The sequence below is a fragment of the Vibrio parahaemolyticus genome, assembly GCF_900460535.1.
In the GTDB taxonomy this organism is placed as follows: Bacteria; Pseudomonadota; Gammaproteobacteria; order Enterobacterales; family Vibrionaceae; genus Vibrio; species Vibrio parahaemolyticus.
In genome coordinates, this window is the sequence record NZ_UHIL01000002.1 from 197,348 (window position 1) to 218,013 (window position 20,666).

General features: G+C 44.3%; 22 protein-coding genes and 1 riboswitch. Of the genes, 19 read left to right on the forward strand and 3 right to left on the reverse strand.

Features of this window, described 5'->3' with window-relative positions; all coding sequences use genetic code 11:
• Positions 1–90 precede the first annotated feature (90 nt).
• The 3 genes from DYB02_RS17785 to DYB02_RS17795 all read left to right on the forward strand — a co-directional run bounded on the left by DYB02_RS17785 (position 91) and on the right by DYB02_RS17795 (position 4,769).
• Positions 91–1,437, forward strand: coding sequence for a magnesium transporter (locus DYB02_RS17785; protein ID WP_005477172.1), 1,347 nt, complete (start codon positions 91–93; stop codon positions 1,435–1,437).
• A gap of 806 nt (positions 1,438–2,243) precedes the next feature.
• Complete coding sequence (gene codB / locus DYB02_RS17790) at positions 2,244–3,482, forward strand: cytosine permease (RefSeq protein ID WP_029806733.1); 1,239 nt, start codon at positions 2,244–2,246, stop codon at positions 3,480–3,482.
• A 9-nt stretch (positions 3,483–3,491) separates the two neighbouring features.
• Positions 3,492–4,769, forward strand: a complete 1,278-nt coding sequence (locus tag DYB02_RS17795; protein WP_020838070.1) for a cytosine deaminase — start codon at positions 3,492–3,494, stop codon at positions 4,767–4,769.
• A 59-nt stretch (positions 4,770–4,828) separates the two neighbouring features.
• On the opposite strand, the gene DYB02_RS17800 is transcribed toward DYB02_RS17795, so the two are convergent.
• Positions 4,829–5,011 carry a ferredoxin reductase domain-containing protein gene (locus tag DYB02_RS17800; RefSeq protein ID WP_005463425.1) on the reverse strand — a complete coding sequence of 61 codons (183 nt, stop codon included), beginning with the start codon at positions 5,009–5,011 and terminating at the stop codon, positions 4,829–4,831.
• Positions 5,012–5,444: 433 nt separating this feature from the next.
• Here DYB02_RS17800 and DYB02_RS17805 point away from each other — a divergent pair, with 433 nt between their 5' ends.
• From DYB02_RS17805 to DYB02_RS25775, 8 genes are all read left to right on the forward strand, one after another.
• Positions 5,445–6,083: an HD domain-containing protein gene (locus DYB02_RS17805; protein ID WP_017447350.1), complete on the forward strand. Its 639-nt coding sequence runs from the start codon at positions 5,445–5,447 to the stop codon at positions 6,081–6,083.
• Positions 6,084–6,842, forward strand: coding sequence for a helix-turn-helix domain-containing protein (locus DYB02_RS17810; protein WP_029806266.1), 759 nt, complete (start codon positions 6,084–6,086; stop codon positions 6,840–6,842).
• A gap of 146 nt (positions 6,843–6,988) precedes the next feature.
• Entirely contained in the window at positions 6,989–8,842 is a 1,854-nt protein-coding gene (locus tag DYB02_RS17820) for an MFS transporter (protein WP_029806267.1), read from the forward strand.
• A gap of 117 nt (positions 8,843–8,959) precedes the next feature.
• Positions 8,960–9,577 carry a cob(I)alamin adenolsyltransferase/cobinamide ATP-dependent adenolsyltransferase gene (locus tag DYB02_RS17825; protein ID WP_017447347.1) on the forward strand — a complete coding sequence of 206 codons (618 nt, stop codon included), beginning with the start codon at positions 8,960–8,962 and terminating at the stop codon, positions 9,575–9,577.
• Between the two features lie 104 nt (positions 9,578–9,681).
• Positions 9,682–9,822: riboswitch (FMN riboswitch) on the forward strand.
• A 113-nt stretch (positions 9,823–9,935) separates the two neighbouring features.
• Positions 9,936–10,592, forward strand: a complete 657-nt coding sequence (gene ribB / locus DYB02_RS17830; protein ID WP_029806268.1) for a 3,4-dihydroxy-2-butanone-4-phosphate synthase — start codon at positions 9,936–9,938, stop codon at positions 10,590–10,592.
• Positions 10,593–10,697: 105 nt separating this feature from the next.
• Positions 10,698–11,243 (forward strand): glutathione peroxidase, encoded by a 546-nt coding sequence (locus DYB02_RS17835; protein WP_025552514.1) that lies wholly within the window; start codon positions 10,698–10,700, stop codon positions 11,241–11,243.
• Between the two features lie 10 nt (positions 11,244–11,253).
• Positions 11,254–11,700 (forward strand): DUF3429 domain-containing protein, encoded by a 447-nt coding sequence (locus DYB02_RS17840; RefSeq protein WP_005477135.1) that lies wholly within the window; start codon positions 11,254–11,256, stop codon positions 11,698–11,700.
• A gap of 153 nt (positions 11,701–11,853) precedes the next feature.
• Entirely contained in the window at positions 11,854–12,099 is a 246-nt protein-coding gene (locus tag DYB02_RS25775; protein WP_005463406.1) for a hypothetical protein, read from the forward strand.
• A gap of 53 nt (positions 12,100–12,152) precedes the next feature.
• Here DYB02_RS25775 and DYB02_RS17850 read toward each other — a convergent pair whose 3' ends face one another.
• Both DYB02_RS17850 and DYB02_RS17855 read right to left on the reverse strand, forming a co-directional pair.
• Positions 12,153–12,752, reverse strand: a complete 600-nt coding sequence (locus tag DYB02_RS17850) for a thiol:disulfide interchange protein DsbA/DsbL (RefSeq protein WP_005477286.1) — start codon at positions 12,750–12,752, stop codon at positions 12,153–12,155.
• An 82-nt stretch (positions 12,753–12,834) separates the two neighbouring features.
• Positions 12,835–13,209, reverse strand: coding sequence for a hypothetical protein (locus tag DYB02_RS17855; RefSeq protein WP_029805247.1), 375 nt, complete (start codon positions 13,207–13,209; stop codon positions 12,835–12,837).
• A 182-nt stretch (positions 13,210–13,391) separates the two neighbouring features.
• On the opposite strand from DYB02_RS17855, the gene DYB02_RS17860 reads away from it, so the two are divergent.
• The 8 genes from DYB02_RS17860 (at position 13,392) to DYB02_RS17900 (ending at position 20,654) form a co-directional block, all read left to right on the forward strand.
• Positions 13,392–13,688, forward strand: a complete 297-nt coding sequence (locus DYB02_RS17860; protein WP_025788336.1) for an isoamylase early set domain-containing protein — start codon at positions 13,392–13,394, stop codon at positions 13,686–13,688.
• A 239-nt stretch (positions 13,689–13,927) separates the two neighbouring features.
• On the forward strand, positions 13,928–14,647 hold the full coding sequence (locus tag DYB02_RS17870; RefSeq protein ID WP_005485124.1) for an SDR family oxidoreductase: 720 nt from the start codon (positions 13,928–13,930) through the stop codon (positions 14,645–14,647).
• 176 nt (positions 14,648–14,823) lie between these two features.
• Positions 14,824–15,537 carry a response regulator gene (locus DYB02_RS17875; RefSeq protein ID WP_017447344.1) on the forward strand — a complete coding sequence of 238 codons (714 nt, stop codon included), beginning with the start codon at positions 14,824–14,826 and terminating at the stop codon, positions 15,535–15,537.
• Complete coding sequence (locus DYB02_RS17880; protein ID WP_025622770.1) at positions 15,538–16,824, forward strand: ATP-binding protein; 1,287 nt, start codon at positions 15,538–15,540, stop codon at positions 16,822–16,824.
• 172 nt (positions 16,825–16,996) lie between these two features.
• The gene (locus tag DYB02_RS17885; protein ID WP_005463395.1) at positions 16,997–17,386 is read left to right on the forward strand and encodes a hypothetical protein; all 390 of its coding nucleotides are present in this window, start codon (positions 16,997–16,999) and stop codon (positions 17,384–17,386) included.
• A 177-nt stretch (positions 17,387–17,563) separates the two neighbouring features.
• A complete protein-coding gene (locus DYB02_RS17890) occupies positions 17,564–17,920 on the forward strand; it encodes a diacylglycerol kinase (RefSeq protein ID WP_005463392.1) in 357 nt (118 codons plus the stop codon).
• 21 nt (positions 17,921–17,941) lie between these two features.
• A complete protein-coding gene (locus DYB02_RS17895) occupies positions 17,942–19,597 on the forward strand; it encodes a phosphoethanolamine transferase (RefSeq protein WP_025622772.1) in 1,656 nt (551 codons plus the stop codon).
• Between the two features lie 121 nt (positions 19,598–19,718).
• Entirely contained in the window at positions 19,719–20,654 is a 936-nt protein-coding gene (locus DYB02_RS17900; protein ID WP_025622774.1) for a Gfo/Idh/MocA family protein, read from the forward strand.
• The last annotated feature ends 12 nt before the right edge of the window (positions 20,655–20,666 follow it).

The window sequence follows — 20,666 nt, forward strand, 5'->3', positions numbered from 1 at the left end:
ATAAGGTCAATAAGCAAAGTTAGCTGGCTAATGTGTCACGTATGACGCCACAACTTTATCCATGAAAACGAATTAACTATCGGGGGCTCGGTGAGCAAGTTTCAAGATCTCTCCACTCTAATCCAACAAATTGGCCAAGCCGAAGAATCGGATCAAGTCGCAACGCTCAATGAATCTATCGAAGCGGGTCTCGAACCCGGCGCGGTTGCGCTTATCCTCGAAGCTTTCCCTATCGAAGACCGTGTTCGGTTATGGAGAGCATTGCCGTTAGAACTTCATATCGACGTTTTGACAGAGATGCGTGCCGATGTACGTTTCTCTATCATCAATGCGTTGTCTGAAGTCGAACTGAAACTCACCCTCGCTAAACTCGACAACTTATCGTTGATCGAATGGGCAGACTCGTTACCAGAATCCATCATCAATGAAGCGCTCGCCTTAATTGAAAAAGACGAGCTTGAGCTGTACGACCAAGCGAATGAATATGAAGACGATGAGCTAGGTCGCTGGGCGGAGCGTAAAATCATTACGCTGCCGTTCAATATTACTGTCGGAACCGCAAAGCAGTTGATGGAACGCTACAGCTACGATACGCCGCAGCAAGTGTACCTGATTAACCGAAACAAACAGTTCCGTGGCGCAGTAAACTATTACGAGATCTTAAGAAGTGATTCAGGCGTGCGTTTGAAAACACTTGAGATTGAAACCGTTACCGTGTTGGACAGCAAAATGACACTGCCAGAGGCGGTAGAGGCGTTAGAGCATAGCGCCCTACCCGCGCTCCCCGTAACAGATGCTGACCAAACTCTCATTGGTGAGGTCGATTGGCAATTTGCATTAAGTACGCAACGAGAAATCTACGAAGCGCGCTTAATGGCCGGTACTGGTATGGATGAAGGCGATGACTTATTTGCGCCAGTACTAAAAAGCTCACAAAAACGTGGCGTGTGGTTGGGCATCAATTTGCTGACTGCAATTTTAGCCTCTGTCACTATCGGACTGTTTGAAGATGTGATTGCTCAAGTGGTGGCTTTGGCCGTGCTCATGCCAATCGTTGCATCGATGGGTGGCATCGCGGGCAGCCAAACGCTCACTCTGATGGTTCGCGCGATGGCGCTTAATCAGATCACTCCAGGTAACCGTTTCAAGCTATTGAAAAATGAGCTGGGTATTGGATCTCTGAACGGCATTGCTTGGGCACTGATTATCGGCGGGTTAGCCGGATTGTGGTTCCAATCGCCAGTTTTAGGCGGAACCATCGCACTGGCCATTATCGTCAACATTATTACCGCTGCTTTGTTTGGCGTGTTGATACCCATTATTCTGGATAAGTTCAAATTGGATCCAGCCTTAGCAGGCTCGGTTATTCTAACGACAGTGACAGATGTGGTTGGTTTTTTCGCCTTTTTGGGAACGGCGAGTTTAGTCATGCTCTAAAAAGTCCACTGTTTATTAATCAATCATTAGCATAATAGAGACAAATTGCATAACGCACTTGCAAATTGCAAAAACATTCAAAGTTTAAGCAACGTATGTCACAGAAACCACGATTTTCGGGCATATAAAAGTTGGCACAGTAACTGCATTATATAAATTGACCCTTCTTAAGCCGAGGGTCACCTAGCCAACTGACGTTGTTAGTGAACTTGATTTTGTTCACATGTATATAAGCCAATCGCACTCTTTGCGGTTGGCTATTTTTTTATGCGGCTACTGCTCTCCTTTATCCTCCGACCGATCTCTATTGTACTTATCTTGCCCTCAACCGACTGTTTACTGTTTATAAAATTCAAAAATTCCTTCAATAAACCATCAGAAATACCGACTTCAACAAAAACAAACTACCCAACCCAAATAAAACCAAGAAAACACACCAAAAAAAGAACAAATAACGCCCAAACCAAAACACTCATCATGAAATCGTTTTCTTTTCATAGAAATCGACTGAACAATCTAGAGTTATAGATAAATTTCATCCATAAGCACAAATAGTAGTAAAAAACATTCATTTCACACAGAAAACTCGTCAAGAAATCATAAAAACACACGTAAAAATACATTTTTCATTTTTAGAAAAAGCCATTCAACTTATTGTTATTTAACAATAAAAAATAAAAACAAAACCAAGTAAACGTTTAAATTTCAATTTTATCATTGACTATCGAATTTACATCACGATAATACGCGCCGTTTACCTGAAAATCAGGTGCTATAATTTAATCTTTTACTTTGCGGAGGTAATAATGGCTGGAGACAATAACTACAGTCTTGGACCAGTTCCCAACACGGCCAGAAAAGGCGTGGCGTCACTAACCATGGTGATGTTAGGACTCACTTTTTTCTCCGCAAGTATGTGGACAGGTGGTTCTCTCGGTACTGGGCTCTCCTTTAATGATTTTTTCCTCGCTGTTCTCATCGGTAACCTAATCCTCGGTATTTACACTTCTTTCCTCGGTTACATCGGCGCTTCTACTGGTCTCTCTACTCACCTTCTTGCTCGTTTCTCTTTTGGTTCTAAAGGCTCTTGGCTTCCTTCTGCTCTTCTTGGCGGTACTCAAGTTGGGTGGTTTGGAGTTGGTGTCGCGATGTTTGCGATTCCGGTGCATAAAGCAACGGGCATCGATACCAATACTTTGATCCTTGTCTCCGGTTTGCTCATGACCGCGACCGTTTACTTTGGAATCTCAGCACTAATGGTGCTGTCAGCAATCGCCGTTCCTGCCATTGCGCTACTTGGCGGTTACTCTGTCATAGAAGCAGTAAATAGCGTTGGCGGTATTCGCGAACTACAACAAGTTCAACCAACCGAACCACTCGACTTTTCAATGGCTCTCGCGATGGTTGTAGGCTCTTTTGTCAGTGCAGGCACATTAACGGCAGATTTCGTACGCTTTGGCAAAAAGCCACGCAGCGCCGTGATGATCACCATGGTGGCATTTTTCATCGGAAACTCGTTAATGTTTATCTTTGGCGCGGCAGGTGCGTCGGTGACTGGTCAATCAGACATCTCTGAAGTGATGGTTGCGCAAGGTTTATTGATTCCTGCCATCATCGTACTTGGGTTAAACATTTGGACGACCAACGACAACGCGCTCTACGCATCAGGTCTTGGATTTTCCAACATCACAGGCTTACCAAGTAAATACATCTCGATGGCGAACGGTCTTGTTGGCACACTTTGCGCCCTCTGGCTCTACAATAACTTTGTTGGCTGGCTGACCTTCTTATCGTTGGCAATTCCACCAATTGGCGGCGTGATCATCGCTGACTTCTTCACGAACCGTAAACGCTACGCAAACTTTGAAGCCGCCCAGTTCCAAAGCGTAAACTGGGCTGGCATTATCGCTGTAGCGATTGGCGTTGGTGCGGGACACTTCCTTCCTGGCGTAGTACCGATTAACGCTGTACTTGGCGGCGCAATTAGCTTCCTAATTCTTAATCCTATTCTCAACAAAAAAGCACTGGCTACACAGCCAGCGTAAGGAACCATCATGACAACACTACTGATCAAAAACGTAACGCTAAAAGGACAAGAAGGTCTGCAGCAAATTTTGATTGAAGATGGTCAATTCAAGCGCATTGAAAGCAACGATGTGGAGCTTAATCACAACGGTGACACCATAGATGCTGAAGGCGGTATGGCGGTTGCGCCTTTCTGCGAGCCACACATTCACCTAGATACAACGCAAACCGCTGGCGAGCCAAGCTGGAACATCTCTGGCACATTGTTTGAGGGTATTGAACGTTGGGCTGAGCGCAAAGAAATGCTGTCGATTGAAGACGTGAAAGCGCGCGCAAAACAAACCTTAAAATGGCAGATAGCAAACGGCGTACAACACGTTCGTACTCACGTCGATGTTTCTGATCCAACGCTTATCGCTCTCAAAGCGATGCTAGAAGTACGTGAAGAGATGAAAGAATGGGTAGACATCCAAATCGTCGCCTTCCCGCAGGAAGGTATTCTCTCTTACCCAAATGGCAAAGAGCTGCTAGAAGAAGCCGTCAAATTGGGGGCGGACGTGATTGGCGCGATTCCACACTTTGAATTCACACGCGAATATGGCATTGAATCGCTGCACTACGTGTTCGAATTGGCGCAAAAATACGACCGTCTGATCGACGTACATTGTGATGAAATCGATGACGAGCAATCTCGCTTCGTTGAAACACTGGCAGCATTAGCGCACAAGTTTGATATGGGGAATAAAGTCACGGCAAGCCACACAACGGCAATGGGTTCCTACAACGGTGCGTATGCATCTCGCCTGTTCCGTTTATTACGCATGTCCGGTATCAACTTCGTGGCAAACCCATTGGTGAACATTCACTTACAAGGCCGCTTTGATGATTACCCAAAACGTCGCGGCGTAACACGAGTGAAAGAGATGCTAAATGCAAACATTAACGTTTGCTTTGGACACGATGACGTATTCGACCCATGGTATCCACTTGGTACAGCAAACATGCTACAAGTGCTGCACATGGGCCTGCATGTATGTCAGGTCATGGGTTACGAACAAATTAATCACTCACTCGATCTCATCAGCACCAACTCAGCGCGTACATTGAACATTCAAGACAAGTACGGAATTGAAGAAGGCAAACCAGGTAGCCTACTGATTCTTCCTGCTGAAAATGGCTTTGATGCAGTACGTCGCCAAGTACCTGTTCGTTACTCGGTTCGTCACGGTAAAGTCATTGCAGAAACACAACCTGCGACAACTCGTATTCATCTTGAACAATCAGAACAAGTGACGTTCAAGCGCTAAAGTTCTTAAAAAGACCAACCGAAACGAAAAGGGTCTGACTATTTAGTCAGACCCTTTTACTATTTTTTAGTACGTTGCGTTAATTGTCTTCGACAACTAATGATGTTTCTGATCATGGATGGACTATTACCCAGATAAACAACATGCCCTTCTTCATCAACGACCGCGGGTACCACTTTTAAGCCTTTCATATCTGCGCCATTTTCGACCAGTTTACGCTCTAGCTCATATAAATCCTGCATATCATCGACTCAGTTAACTCACCATTTGCGCGGAATCCTATCGCCCTGAAAGCAAAAATATCATGATCAAGATCACAAAAACCACACTAAACAACTATAAAAATGGAATTGAGATCACTCAAAAATGCAATCTATAGACCCAAGTTTTCTGTGCTACTGAGTCACATTTATAAAATTAATAACTCATAGAAACACTGATAACAATGTCTGTTTGAAATAGTCTTGTCTGGAGAGAAACCTTCGGAAAGTTCAGTCATTTCACTGCGTATTAACCTTTCAAATGGAATCAGTGACAGCGCTCTTAATCCCACTTCTTGACATCACTCAGGTATTCAACAATCTGGTGGCTAATTCTCAATTACACCATCGCACTTGGAAATTCTTCTTAGCGTTGGGCATACTTCTGGCTTCATTTTAGTTGTAGATATTAACCATGACGTCATTAAGCAAGTTAGAGCCGCTGTTTTTGGAATTTATGCAGCAAGAGATGCAAGTTGATGCGGCCCATGATATTGAACACGTAAAACGCGTGGTCAAAACAGCGAAACAGCTCTGCGACGAAGAAAATGCAGACATAGCCATTGTGTTACCTGCAGCCTATTTGCATGACTGTTTCACCTACCCGAAAGATCATCCAAATCGCAAGCAAAGCTCTGCAATTGCAGCCAAAAAAGCCATCGCGTATTTAGAGAGTATTCAATACCCTCAGCACTACCATGATGCCATCGCTCATGCGATAGAGGCGCACAGCTTTAGCGCCAACATCAGGCCAAACACGTTGGAAGCACAAATCGTCCAAGATGCTGATCGTCTGGACGCTTTAGGCGCCATTGGTGTTACGCGATGCATTCAAGTCAGCACTCATTTCAACGCTCAGCTTTACAACGATAACGACATGTTTGCTAAAGAGCGCGAACTCAACGACAAGCAATTCACCGTAGATCATTTCCAAACCAAGTTGTTTAAAATTGTCGACACCATGAACACGGAGTCTGCAAAACTTGAAGCCAATAAACGGAAAGCCTTTATGCAAACGTACCTGAAACAGTTGCACGATGAGGTGACCGCGTAAATGTCTGAAAGCTATACGTTAATTAAAGAGCTTAAACGCCAGCTAAAGTCAGCTGGGCTGCATTATGTCGATGTTGCACAACACCTTAATTTAAGTGAAGGAAGCGTCAAACGTTTACTCGCTGAAGGTCAGCACATTAGCCTTGAGCGCTTAGAACGAATTTGCCAATTGATTGGTTTAGAAATGGCGGAACTGTTTAAGCTCGCAGCTGCGCACAATAAAGGTTTAGAGTCGCTAACGTTAGAGCAAGAAAAGCAGCTGGTTGACGATAAAGCCCTGCTGCTCGTGGCGATCTGTGTTGTAAATGGCTATCAGTTTGAACAAATCGTTCAACAATATACCTTCAATGAGTTGGAACTGGTGCAAAAGCTTGCTCATTTGGATCGTCTGAACATCATCGACTTACAGCCAAATAACAAAATTCGTTTGCGTATATCTCCGACATTTAAGTGGCAGATGGGCGGCCCTATTCAACGGTTCTTCCAACAGCAAGTTCAAGACGCCTTTTTCCAAAGCTACTTTTCGGGTGAAGATGAACAGTTGTCCATGGCAACAGGATTGATGAGCGTACCAACCAACAAGAAGCTGCAACAGAAACTGCAAAAGATCATCGATGAGTTTTATCAGGCTTGCCAAAGTGATAGCTCTCTCGATATGGACGAAAAGCACGGCACCTCTCTGATTATTGCGATGCGTCGTTGGACGTTCCCTCTGTTTGAACCATGGGAAAGAAAACCTACACAGAAGTCTCGAAATTAGTAACTCAATAAACAAATGGAAATTAAAGTAACGCATTTAGTTACTTTTGGTGGCATGCAACGTCACTTGAAAGAGAAAGCTGGTTTAATCGTTCATTGAGCATAAAGTGCTCCCATCTCATTCGACTTTGTTTAATCGGAGCCAGCATGTTTTTCTCAAAACGCTTTTTTCCTTACTTTGTGACGCAGTGTCTTGGCGCACTCAATGACAACATCTACAAAAACGTTCTGTTATTGATGGTGACATACAGCCAAATTGATAACTTACCAATATCCGTTAATCTATTTGTTAATTTGGCGGCAGGCTTATTCATCCTACCTTTCTTTCTATTCTCTGCGCATGCTGGTGCTGTCGCTGACAGCATGGACAAAGCCAAATTAATCCGACGTCTAAAGCTCATCGAGCTGGCTATCATGTCTTGCGCAGCAACCGCTATTGCTACCCAAAGTGCTATGCTGATGCTGGTTCTGCTGTTTATGACAGGCACTCAATCGGCCTATTTTGGTCCCGTAAAATACGCCTTGCTACCACAAGCGCTCAAACCAAATGAGCTTGTTAAAGGAAATGCTTGGGTTGAAATGGGCACGTTCCTTTCGATTCTTATCGGTACGCTTAGCGCAGGCCTGCTGCTAGCCATTCCTAATGGTACCTTAATTGCTTCTTGTGTCGTGATTGCCTTGTCTTTGCTTGGGTTTATGAGCAGTGTGAATATTCCAACGATGCCTAGCCAATCGACTGACAAAGCGAAGTTTGAACCGATTTCTGGTTTAAAAAACACGTTAAAAGTGGCAAAAAAACAGAGAGGCATTTGGATGTCTATTCTAGCCATCAGTTGGTTTTGGTTCATGGGTGCGACTTACCTGACTCAATTCCCTAACTTTGCGCGTGAACATTTGTTTGCAGACAGCACTGTCGTTTCTTTACTGTTGGCATTATTTTCCATTGGTATCGCGACAGGCTCTTGGTTGTGTGAAAAGCTCTCTTTCAACCACGTTGAGCTTGGTATTTTGCCATTCGGTATCCTTGGTCTGACAGTCTTTGGCGTCGACTTGCTATGGGCAGTCCCAAGTTATCCATCACTTCCGGTGCACTTTTATGATGTGCAAAGCTTCGTTGCTGAATCCAAACATCTGCGCGTCATGATTGACCTGTTCCTTGTTGGTGTCAGTGGAGGTGTCTTTATTGTTCCTCTTTATGCGTTCATCCAATCGCGTTCAAACAAAGGGGAATGTGCACGTGCCATTGCTGCTAATAACATCATGAATGCGTTGTTTATGGTGGTGTCTGCTTTGGTTTCGATCGTTGTACTCAGCGTACTAGAGCTTTCTATTGTGGAACTGTTTGCCATGATGGCAATAGGTAACTTCTTCGTGGCAATCTATGTCTATCGTCAAGTACCGGAATTTACACAACGCTTTATCAGTTATTTACTCAGCCATTGTATGTATCGAGTGTCAGTAAAGGGGCGCCAACATATTCCTGAACAAGGTGCTGCGTTAATCGTGGCTAACCATGTTAGCTATGTCGATGCGTTGATTTTGATGGGAACCTCTACTCGCCCGGTTCGTTTTGTGATGGACAAATCTATCAGCGAACTGCCTGTTCTTAAATATGTTTTCCGTCATGCCGGTGTTATCCCGATCTGTTCTCCACGTAAGTGTGCCGACACTTACCGTCGAGCATTTGAACAGATTGAACAAGCGCTTAACGACGGTGAGGTTGTCTGTATCTTCCCTGAGGGTCGTTTAACGTCTAACGGTGAATTGGGTGAGTTTCGCCCTGGTGTGGAAAAAATCCTTGAACGTAATCCTGTTCCTGTCATCCCTATGGCACTAAAAGGGCTTTGGGGTTCTTTTTTCAGCCACAAAGGCGGACATGCTCTCACAAAACGACCGACTCGTTTTTGGTCAAAAGTGGATGTTGTTATCGGTGAAGTGTTAAGCCCAGCTTCTTTAAATCGTCATCAATTGCAACAACAAGTACAGGATTTACTGGGCTGATACGCTTGCTATACCGATCAAACTTTGCAGCAAAACGTAAATATGCACTACAAAGCACAAGTAGTTCCTTGTTAATTAGAGTAGGATACCTACAACGTCATAAATCTAGGAGGTATTATGAAAATCATCATCTTACATGGTCTTTATATGCATGGGCTGGTCATGCAGCCTCTTAGCCAAAAGCTGCGAAAGCTCGGATACGAAACGCAAGTGATCAGCTATAACACTGTTGCTATCGATGAGTCTTCACTGTTTGATTCTATTGACCATTCGCTTAATCCACTGACCGCAAACGTACTCGTGGGGCACAGCTTGGGAGGCTTGATGATTAAGCGCTATCTCGCCAACAGAAAGCCAACCACCAGTTTAATCTCTCATGTTGTCGCTATCGGTTCGCCTCTTAAAGGCGCGTCCATAGTAGGTCGGATTCAAGATCTCGGGTTGGGTGCAATTTTAGGCAATTCGCCACACCACGGATTAAACAAACATGATGATGCGTGGGCTTTTCCGCAAAAACTCGGCAGTATCGCAGGAACAGTGCCGATTGGTGCCCGCCCATTGTTGATCCGTAATGACAACACCATGTCGGACGGTACGGTTACCGTAGAAGAGACAAGACTGGACGGTATGCAAGATCATATCGAAGTGAAGCAAACGCATACGAGTCTGATTTACAACACCTTCGTGCCGCAGCAGATTGATCACTTTATTCGCACAGATTATTTCCGTCGATAGCACACTTTTCCATCATACAGATGGAATCGACTTTCCAAGCTATTCAGTTCGCAGTACTATCCTAGCTCCACTTCCTCACAACTTGAATGAAGTGGCACATTTTTAATTGTTCTCAGGGCGGGGCGAAATTCCCCACCGGCGGTATACTTTTTCAAGTGAGCCCGCGAGCGCTCGATTCGTCGAGGTCAGCAGATCTGGTGAGATGCCAGAGCCGACGGTTATAGTCCGGATGAAAGAGAATAAGAATACACCAGTATCGCGAGTAAGATCGCGTTGAATGCTGGTGCGCTTCTTTTTGATCGTATTTTACGACGATCTCTCATACCGCCCTGATTCTGGTGATATTTAGGAGTTAACCATGAATCAGTCATCACTACTTGCCGAATTCGGCGACCCAATTACTCGCGTTGAAAACGCACTTATCGCTCTAAAAGAAGGCCGTGGTGTACTTCTTCTTGATGATGAAGATCGCGAAAACGAAGGCGATATCATTTATTCAGTCGAGCACCTCACCAACGAGCAAATGGCGTTGATGATCCGCGAATGTAGCGGCATCGTTTGTTTATGTTTAACAGACGCTCAAGCAGACAAACTGGAACTGCCTCCAATGGTGGTAAACAACAACAGCGCGAACCAAACTGCATTTACGGTTTCTATTGAAGCGAAAGTTGGCGTAACAACGGGGGTTTCAGCAGCAGATCGCGTGACGACCATTAAAACGGCGGCAAACCCGCATGCGAAACCTGAAGATCTTGCTCGCCCGGGTCACGTATTCCCTCTTCGTGCACGTCCAGGTGGTGTAATGACTCGTCGTGGTCATACGGAAGGTACGATTGATCTGATGCAAATGGCAGGGCTTAAACCTGCTGGCGTACTGTGTGAAGTGACCAATCCAGATGGTACGATGGCAAAAGCACCAGAGATCGTTGCATTTGGTCGCCTGCACAACATGCCAGTACTGACTATCGAAGACATGGTCGCGTACCGTAATCAGTTCGATTTGAAGCTGGCATAAAAATTCAAAGCATATTAAAAAGCCGCGCATTTGTGCGGCTTTTTTTGATCGATACCCTTTACGTTTGAGTAGTTATACTTACTTCAAAACAAAAGGAACGATATCATGAAAGGATTACTGAAACTCGCCGCGTACCTTGGCTTTATCTCCATGAGTTCGTTTGCTCTTGCGTCTGAGTGCCCCGACATTCTGCAAGGCAAGCAGCGAATGTTAAATTCAACAGAAGAAATTGAGCTTTGTGAAGTATTCAAAGGGAAAACATTGCTCGTCGTAAACACTGCCAGCCAATGCGGTTTTACACCTCAATATGAGCAACTAGAAACGCTATACCAAACTTACAAAGATAAAAACTTCGCAGTCATCGGTTTTCCCAGTAACGATTTTCGACAAGACAAAGGAAGCGAAGAAAATACCGCAAAGATCTGCTATCTCGACTACGGCGTGACGTTTCCTATGATGGCTCGAAGCTCTGTATTGGGCAACGATGCCAACCCTGTCTTTTCTGAAATCAGCACTCAAGCCGGTGTGACACCGAAGTGGAACTTTTACAAGTTTCTCATCAGTAAAGAAGGCAAAGTCATCGCCACATTTCCAAGCTCAACCTCTCCGACGAGTACTACGCTTACTAATATGATTGAGCAACAACTGTAGGAGTGCAGTTATGGTCACGACACGTTTAACCATGTTACGCCTTGGGTACTTGGGCTTAGTGCCTTTTCTGTTCAGCTTGCTGCTTATCGTGTCTGACACCACCTTGTTTAACCTAAGCGGCCAACAATTTTTTATTGCCTACAGCGCCGTTATCTTGAGCTTTCTATCGGGAGTGCTCTGGGGAAATGGTATCGACCATTACTACCACCGCTTGAGCCGTAATATCCTAGTTCTCAGTAATTTGTTTGTTTTGCTTGCGTGGGGTGCCTTGTTACAAGGGAATACACATTACATCGCGGCAATATTGTTGCTCGCAACCGGATACGCTGCCGTTTGGTATGCAGAAAAGCTGATACGGAATGTCGAACTGGAAGTTGATCCCAAAGGCTATCAAGGCATGAGGAATAAGCTCACCTGCGGCGTCATTTTGATGCATGGATTGGTTTTGATTGCATAATCTGGTCTGTCCAGTACTCAGATCACAAAACCAATCAACCCATATAAAACATTGTTCATTTCGTGAATACACATACATTTTGAACACCGTTTTGTTTTAAAGTAGCGCAAACCTACATATATATGTCCGTAAACATTCACAAAGGATATGAATATGTTTTTCCGCAAACTACTGTTTAGTACTGCAATTATCAATGCGACTTCTGGCTGCGTTTCTTATCAAGCGCAACAAGCTGCCACTCAAACAGTAAACAACACGGGCATTGTTCTCACCAATGTGGTGAAAAACACCATCGCACAACCGTGCAATGTCGCTATCACCGTTGCTAGCTTGTTTTATCCGCACGCGATATTCATGACTAGCGTACCAACTCAAGCTTGTACAACCGTACTGAGATAACGAATTCAAAAAAAATGGCGACCACTTGGCCGCCATTTTTCATTTCTTTTAATTTATAGCGTTAGCAGATAGTTCACCAATTCGCTGTACTCGGCATAGCTACGGACTTCATTAGGAATAACGATGTACTTGTTATTCACAACGACGCCAGGAACGCCTGTCAGAGTGCTCTCTTTGAACTGCTTATCGAAACGCTTTTGCATCGAACTAACCGCAAAGCTGTTGTACGCCGCGTCAAATTTGTTGCCATCGACACCGTTGTCCGTGAAGACTTTCTTTAACTCGTCTTCGTTTTTCGGTGCTTGGCGCTTTTGATGAATTTGCGCGAACATCGCAGGCACCATTTTATCTTCAACACCTAGCGATACCATGGCTGCGTAAGATTTTGCCATTGGCACTGCCATGTCTGCGCCCATAAACGCCACGTGCACTTTTTCAAAGCGTGCTTCTTTTGGCAAAGCCGGTTTTAAGTTTTCAATCACAGATTCAAACTTATAACAGTGTGGGCAGTAAAACGAAAAAAACTCTGTAACGGTTGGTTTAGTCGCTTTCTCAACGTCTAACACTTTGTAGTGTTTACCTTCTTCAAATTGAGCAGCGTGAGCGCTGAAAGCCAGTAAAAGTGTGCTGCATAGTGCAAGTAATTTCTTCATTGTTTGTTTTCCTTCGGGCACAACAGTGCCGTTTAAAATATAGCTAAGAGCCAGCTAGTGCTGGAGATAAATAAAGAAGAAATCAAACAATCGGAGGTCGGTAAGGCTTATAAACCACAACCACGGCTTTTTCAGTAGGAGGCTTATCAATAAGCGCCAAGCTGTAAGGCAGTAGCATCAAGCCATTTTGCGACAAAGTCGTGGGAATTTTCACAATGCAAGAAGAGCTGCAACTGGTGTGCGACTTTTGCCCTTTTTCCATCATGTGTTCTTTGTGGTGCGGCTCAACACAATCTGTATTTACGCCGAGTTTTTCTTGAAGTGCAGTTTGCTGCATGGGAAAGCTTTGTGCTTCTATTGATGCTGTCGATGCTTGAACGCTCGATGAAACACTGGTTAGCAGCATAGCCACCAAACAAACCAGAGTAGTCATCAATGTACGATTCAACTTCAACATATCAATTTCTTCACAACACACTGATTTTCATCATACAGAAAGATCATATTCATACAAGTTTGAAGCACGAAGAGTACACGGTTATTTCACGAGCTATACCAGCATGAATCCGATAACGCTTGAAATACTTATGAAACACGAGTAATAGTTAGAGCAGTTTTTGTACTAACAAGGAAAGATTCATGCTTAAAAAGAGATTTTTCAAAACTAAAGATGAAGTTGAAGTCACTTTTGAACTCGATAAAAACCAATGGGAATCCATTAAAATCGCTGGAGATTTTAATGACTGGCAACCAGAGCCAATGAAACTGGTGAAAAAAAGCGGCCAATTTAAGTTCAAAACACGTCTACCCAAAGAGCAACACATCCAATTTCGTTATCTCCTCGATGAAGTTGAATGGGAGAATGATCCTCAAGCAGATGCTTACGTTCCAAATGGCTTTGGTAGCGACAACAGCGTTGTTTTCACCGTTGAATAAGTGGTAACTTTGATGGGTTGATTAGTGCGGATTTCACCGTAGTAACAGCGCATTATTCTCACTTAAGGCGCACGAGTTGCGCCTTTTTCCTACCAATAAGACAAACTCAAGCAGCAATTATTGTTGCTAATGAACAACAGTGTTTTACCTAAAGTGATATATATCAACAAAAGTTATTTCCTTAGTATGAGTTCATCGCAGCAGACCGCTGCTTTCAACGAAAACTGAGGAAGTAACAAATGAAAAAACTGGTTGTTATTACTGGTGCAAGTTCAGGTATTGGTGAAGCTATCGCACGTCGTTTTAGTGAAGAAGGCCACCCTCTCCTTCTTGTGGCTCGTCGCGTAGAACGTTTAGAAGCACTCAATTTACCAAACACCTTATGTGAAAAAGTCGATGTCACTGACCAAGCGAGTTTGATAACAGCGATTGAAAAAGCAGAAGCTCAATTTGGTCCAGCTGACGTGCTAGTCAACAATGCGGGTGTAATGTTGCTTGGTCAGATCGACACGCAGGACGCCGCTGAATGGAAGCGTATGTTCGACGTTAACGTGCTTGGTTTGCTTAATGGTATGCACTCCGTACTTGCATCAATGAAAGCGCGCAATAGTGGCACAATAATCAACATCAGCTCTATTGCAGGTAAAAAGACGTTCCCTGACCACGCTGCATATTGTGGGACTAAGTTCGCAGTTCATGCAATTTCAGAAAATGTGCGCGAAGAAGTGGCCGCATCAAATGTGCGTGTTACGACTATTGCACCGGGCGCAGTAGAGACGGAACTGCTTTCTCACACCACTTCACAAGACATTAAAGATGGATACGATGCTTGGAAAGTGGATATGGGTGGTGTACTCGCCGCAGACGATGTCGCGCGTGCAGTAATGTTCGCTTACCAACAACCACAAAATGTCTGTATCCGAGAAATTGCGCTCGCGCCGACCAAGCAGCAACCATAATCTGGTGACAACTTAATTTCCCATATACTAAGCAAACGATTTGTTCTATATCAAAACGTTTGCTTTTTTTATATTATTAACTCATCGGATAACCTTATTCTTTACAAGCTTTATTTGAAATAACTCGCAAATTTGTTTAACTTTCAGTGATATCAAATACAGCACACATCACTTACATGAACGAACAAGAAATCAAGCCATCCCTTATCATTGTCGAAGACGATCCAAAACTACAAGATATGCTCGGTGAGTACTTTGTAGAACAAGGCTTCGACGTCCGCTGTATTGATAACGGCACCGACGCGCCGAACGCTATTTTAGACACTCAACCCGATTTGGTTTTGTTAGATTTGATGCTGCCGGGCCAAGACGGTTTGAGCGTTTGTCGTCAAATCCGCGAATGTTACAAAGGCAAAGTTCTGATGCTTACCGCAAGCGATGATGATTTTGATCACGTCGCTGCGCTTGAAATTGGTGCCGATGACTTTGTCACGAAACCTATCAAACCGCGCGTGTTACTTGCTCGTATCCGTATGTTATTGCGCAGGAAAGAAAGCACCGCTCCAGCGCCAGAAAACGGCTTACAAATTGGCGTGTTGTGTTTAAACCGACTACGTAAATCTTGTACTATGAACCAACAGCCTGTCGCATTAACCGACGGTGAGTTTGACTTGCTGTGGGTACTCGCCACTCATGCCGAGAAAACCTTGTCGCGTGAATGGCTCACCAAAACGTTACGCGGGATTGAGTACGACGGTACAGATAGAACCATTGACAACCGCATCGTAACACTTAGAAAGAAATTGGGTGACGCGTCTTGCTCACCTCAAAAAATCATTACGGTACGCGGCAAAGGCTACCTACTAATGCCGGATGCATGGAACGCATAAATGAGAAGGATATATCTAGAGAGCTTTTTAGGTCTGATCATTCTTTTTCTCGCCAGTCTGAAAGGTTATGAGCTCATCGTGTATGAGCTCAATACTGATTATGACTACCTACTTCAAGAACACAGTTCGCAAGCTTTCTACGATTTACTCTCTCCTATCTATAAAGAAAAAGGGCTTGAATACACCAAAAGCGAGCTAGAAAAGTTTGCCACGGCAAGCCATCGATTGTTGCAACCTTACACCATGGATGAGCTCCCACCCGAGGTGAAGGAAGTGTTCGATGAAGATCCTACCGCTAACATCGCCTTTGATGATGAACGGGATTTTTGGTTTCGCTTCGACGAGAGCACTCCCTTTTTCAAAATTAGCGATAACCCGAATAGTCCTATCATTCAAGCCGTCAATTTCGACGACAACATGGTGTGGATATTCTTCATCGCTGGTTTCGCGCTTTACTGTGTTTTGCTGATCTGGTTTTTAAGCCGCAGAATTCGTGAACTAGAAAGAGTCACCGTCGAATTTGCGTCTGGTAATTTCAAAGCACGCGCAAGCACGGCCAGCGCCAAATCGGTTGGCACATTGAACAAAAGCTTCAATAACATGGCCGATAAAGTCTCTCGACTCATTACCAGCAATAAAATGCTCACCAATGCGGTTGCTCACGAGCTACGCACACCAATTTTTCGCTTGCAATGGCAGGCTGATTTACTCGCCGACTCCTCTCTAAATGAACAACAGACAAAGTACGTCAATAGCATCGTTGAAGACATTGATGAGATGGAAGAAATGGTCGAAGAACTCCTTTACTACGCGAAAATGGAACGCCCAGAAACAGAGCTTCGGACCGAAAGTCTTGAGCTGAACTCCCTACTTTTTGAACTAAAAGACAAATGGCAGCAAGAGACGCCATTGCCAATCACCGTTAAAGATACGGATTGCAAAGAAGCCCAAATTAAGACCGACCCCAAACTGCTCAAGCGCGCGTTAGACAACCTACTTCGCAATGCCATGCGTTATGCCGACAACCAAATCATGTTAGAAGTGACCGAAGATGACGAACACTGCATGATCAGCATTCATGACGATGGAAACGGTATTGATGAAAAAGACTGGCCTCACCTGTTTGAGGCATTTTACAGCGCCGACAAATCTCGTAATAAAAGCACCAGCGGCTTTGGTTTAGGACTTGCCATTGTAAGACAAATTATGGAATTGCAACGCGGCGATGTTTCTATTTCACACAGTCCTCTTGGTGGCGCCTGCTTCACCGTATCTCTGCCTAAATAACGGGCGAACAACGATAAAAGTTAAAGCGCAGTTCGCTTAGTTTCTGCGCTATCTTCTTCCTCATCCGCCCTTATTACATAAGACGACATTTCGATACAATCCATAGACAGAGACAAGTAATAAAACAGTGTACATTTAATCCATCAATTCACAGAGATAATGGATTCACCCCATGTATAAACCACTTTTACTCGTTGTCCTTTCTTCCTCACTTGCAGCATGTGCATACAACCAAAAGCCTGTTGTAGACATGACGAATGTTGACCAAGCGCAATACGAACAAGATTTTGCCTACTGCCAAGGTTACGCAGAAAAAGTCGACAAAACAGAGGCCGCTAAATCTGACGCAACCAATGGTGCAATGACTGGCGCATTAATCGGTGCCGCGGCAGGTGCTCTTGAAGATGGCATTGGCGGTGCAGCAGTTGGCGCAGTAGCTGGCAGTGCAGTCGGTGCTGGTGCAGGCGCTTTAGGTGGCGCGAATGATTCCACCAAAACACAAGCTCTCGTGCTACGCAAATGCCTACAAAATAAAGGTTACACCGTTTACGACCTTGATTAAGCATTAGTCTAAACCACACAACCAAAGTACTTACTCATCAAATCAAACGTGACGTTTTTTGCTTGCCCCCATATTCACAAATGTTTCACGTCTAACCGATTAGTCTCAGATCGCAATTTGGTGCATTTCGGTACTAACACACATCAATCAACCAATAATAAGAATTAAGGCCCAATTTTGAAGCCAGGTAAAACAGGAATTCGCCGAGTCATGGATGCGACCGGTTACTCAATTAAAGGACTAAAAGCCGCGTGGACTCATGAAGCCGCTTTCAGACAAGAACTCGTACTGACTTTGGTTCTTTCTATCAGCGCATTTTTTCTGCCAGTTACCACGCTTGAACGTGTATTGATGATCAGCAGTCTATTGCTGATTTTAATCGTCGAACTTATTAATTCCGCCGTAGAAGCGGTTGTCGACCGTGTCAGCGATGACTGGCATGAACTCAGTGGTCGAGCCAAAGACATTGGCTCTGCAGCAGTATTTGTTGCGCTATTTCTTGCCCTATTTGTTTGGGCGTCGTTCTTGCTTTAGTTTTATTCAAGAAAGTAACTTATGAAGACTATTGATTCTCCAAAGAAAGGTATCCCATACGTTGCCTTTACTGTTCTACTCGCGCTGTATTTCGCTCTCGTGGTGAACATCCCAATCTATAAAGAACTCATTGGGATTTTCTCTAAGTTAGACGAAGTCAAAATCGGTTTCATTATAACTATTCCGATTTTCTTTTTTGCCGCGCTTAATTTCTTATTCAACCTATTTAGCTGGCCATGGGTTGGAAAGCCGTTCTTTATCTTGCTGCTAGTGGTCTCTAGCTTAGTAAGCTACGCAGGCTATAACTACGGAACGCTGTTTGACTCTGGGATGATCGCCAACATCGTCGAGACCGACTCGAGTGAAGCAAGCTCTTATCTCAGCACGTATTCGGTCGTTTGGACGACGTTAATGGGTGTGATTCCTGCCCTGATTGTGTTCAAAGTAAAGCTGCAACCACAACGCGGACAATGGCTACGCTTTGTGCTTACAAAACTGGTCGCGATGCTCGCTTCGTTAGCAGTTATTGCCGTGATTGCGGGGTTGTACTATCAAGATTACGCATCTGTGGGTCGCAATAACAGCTACCTGAAAAAAATGATCATCCCAACGCAATATGTCTACAGCGCGACAAGTTACGTAAAAGAAAATTACTTAACTACGCCACAGCCATATCGTGAAATCGGTACTGATGCACAGCAATCTCCGACCGCTTTACAGCAAGCGCAGGACAAACCGACGTTACTCGTTTTTGTAGTAGGTGAAACCGCACGTACTCAAAACTATCAACTGAATGGTTACGAGCGTGAAACTAACCCCTACACTAGCCAATTAGATGTGATTTCTTTTAAAGATGTAGCGTCATGCGGCACTGCGACAGCAGTATCTGTACCATGCATGTTTTCTCAGTTAACGCGCAATCAATTTGACCGTAAACAAGCTGATAACCAAGACAACGCGTTAGATATCATGCAACGTGCAGGTATCGACCTACTGTGGAAAGAAAACGACGGTGGCGATAAAGAAGTCGCGCATAAGATCAAAAAAATCGAAGTAGACAGAAAGCAACAAAACGCACTGTGCAACGGTCAAACTTGTTACGACATGGCACTACTGAGTGACTTTGACCAAGAAGTGTCGAACATGAACGGTAACCGAGTTGTAGCCATGCATCTTATTGGCAGCCATGGCCCAACTTACTTCCAACGTTACCCGAAAGAGAAAGCATTTTTCCAACCGGATTGCCCACGTGCAGACATTGAAAACTGTAGCGTCGAAGAGATCGTAAATACCTACGACAATACCATTCGTTACACAGACTTTGTCTTGGAACAAACCATCAACAAACTTAAGACGTTAGAAGACAAATACAACACTGCGTTGATTTATGTTTCTGACCACGGTGAATCGCTTGGTGAAAGCGGCATGTTCTTACATGGCATGCCTTACGGACTTGCTCCGGATTTCCAAAAACGAGTACCGCTTATCATGTGGATGTCGCCAAGCTTTAAGCAAGCAAAACACATCAACACGGATTGCTTGTCCAAAGAAGCACAAAATGCAGGTAAGTACTCGCATGACAATGTGTTCCACTCTTTGCTTGGTATTATGGACGTAAAAACCCAAGCCTACGACGGCCAGTTAGATATCTTCAAAACCTGTCGAACCGTATCCTAAGTAGTTAGAAAAAGCCTGATTCAAAATGTGAGTCAGGCTTTTTTATGACAAGCCGTTTCTACCAACCTCTTTTTCGCTCGTTATAATCAACGCCTAATGAAATCGAAACAGAGCGAACAACATGAAAATCGGTATTATTGGCTTAGGCGATATTGCGCAAAAGGCTTACCTTCCTGTCATTACTCAACTTCCTAATGTTGAGCTGGTCTTTTGTACCCGAGACGCCGAAGCCCTCTCTTCACTAACTCAGCAATATCGCATTAAGGAAAGCTGTCAGGACTACCGACAGCTTCCTGCGTTTGGTGTAGATGCGGTGATGATTCATGCCGCAACTCATGTTCACTTTCAAATCGCTGAATATTTTCTAAAACAAAGCATTCCTACTTTTGTCGACAAACCTCTGGCGGACAGTGCCCAACAGGTAGAGCAACTCTATGAGATTGCAGCTATCGCCAATCAACCACTTTATGTTGGCTTTAATCGCCGACACATTCCGCTCTACAACGACTATTTGCCAAACGTACAAAAAGGCGATGTCGCTAATTTGAAGTCACTGCGTTGGGAGAAAAATCGCCACAATCTGCCGGGAGAATTCCGAACGTTCATCTTTGACGATTTTATTCACGCGCTAGACAGCGTAAATGTTGTAGCAAAAGCCGATTTGCAAGACGTTTACATCACTCACCAATTTGACGGCCAACAACTCGCGCGTCTGGATGTGCAATGGCAACATGGTGATACCCTACTACACGCTTCAATGAATCGTCATTTTGGCATCACAAACGAACGCGTTCAGGCATGTTATGCCAACCAAGCATTTGAGTTTGATTCGTTTGTGGAAGGTAAATTGTGGCAGGACAATCAAGAACGTAAGTTGAACTTAAAAGATTGGACACCAATGCTCACGAGTAAAGGTTTTCACGCTATGCTATTCGATTGGTTTAAGGTTGTTGAATCAGGCAAGCTGGCTACAAGCACAGTGCAACGCAACATAGCGAGCCACCAGCTTGCAGAGCAGATCTGTCAACGCATAGAACAAGCCGTGCATTGCAATTAATCCCTAGAACCA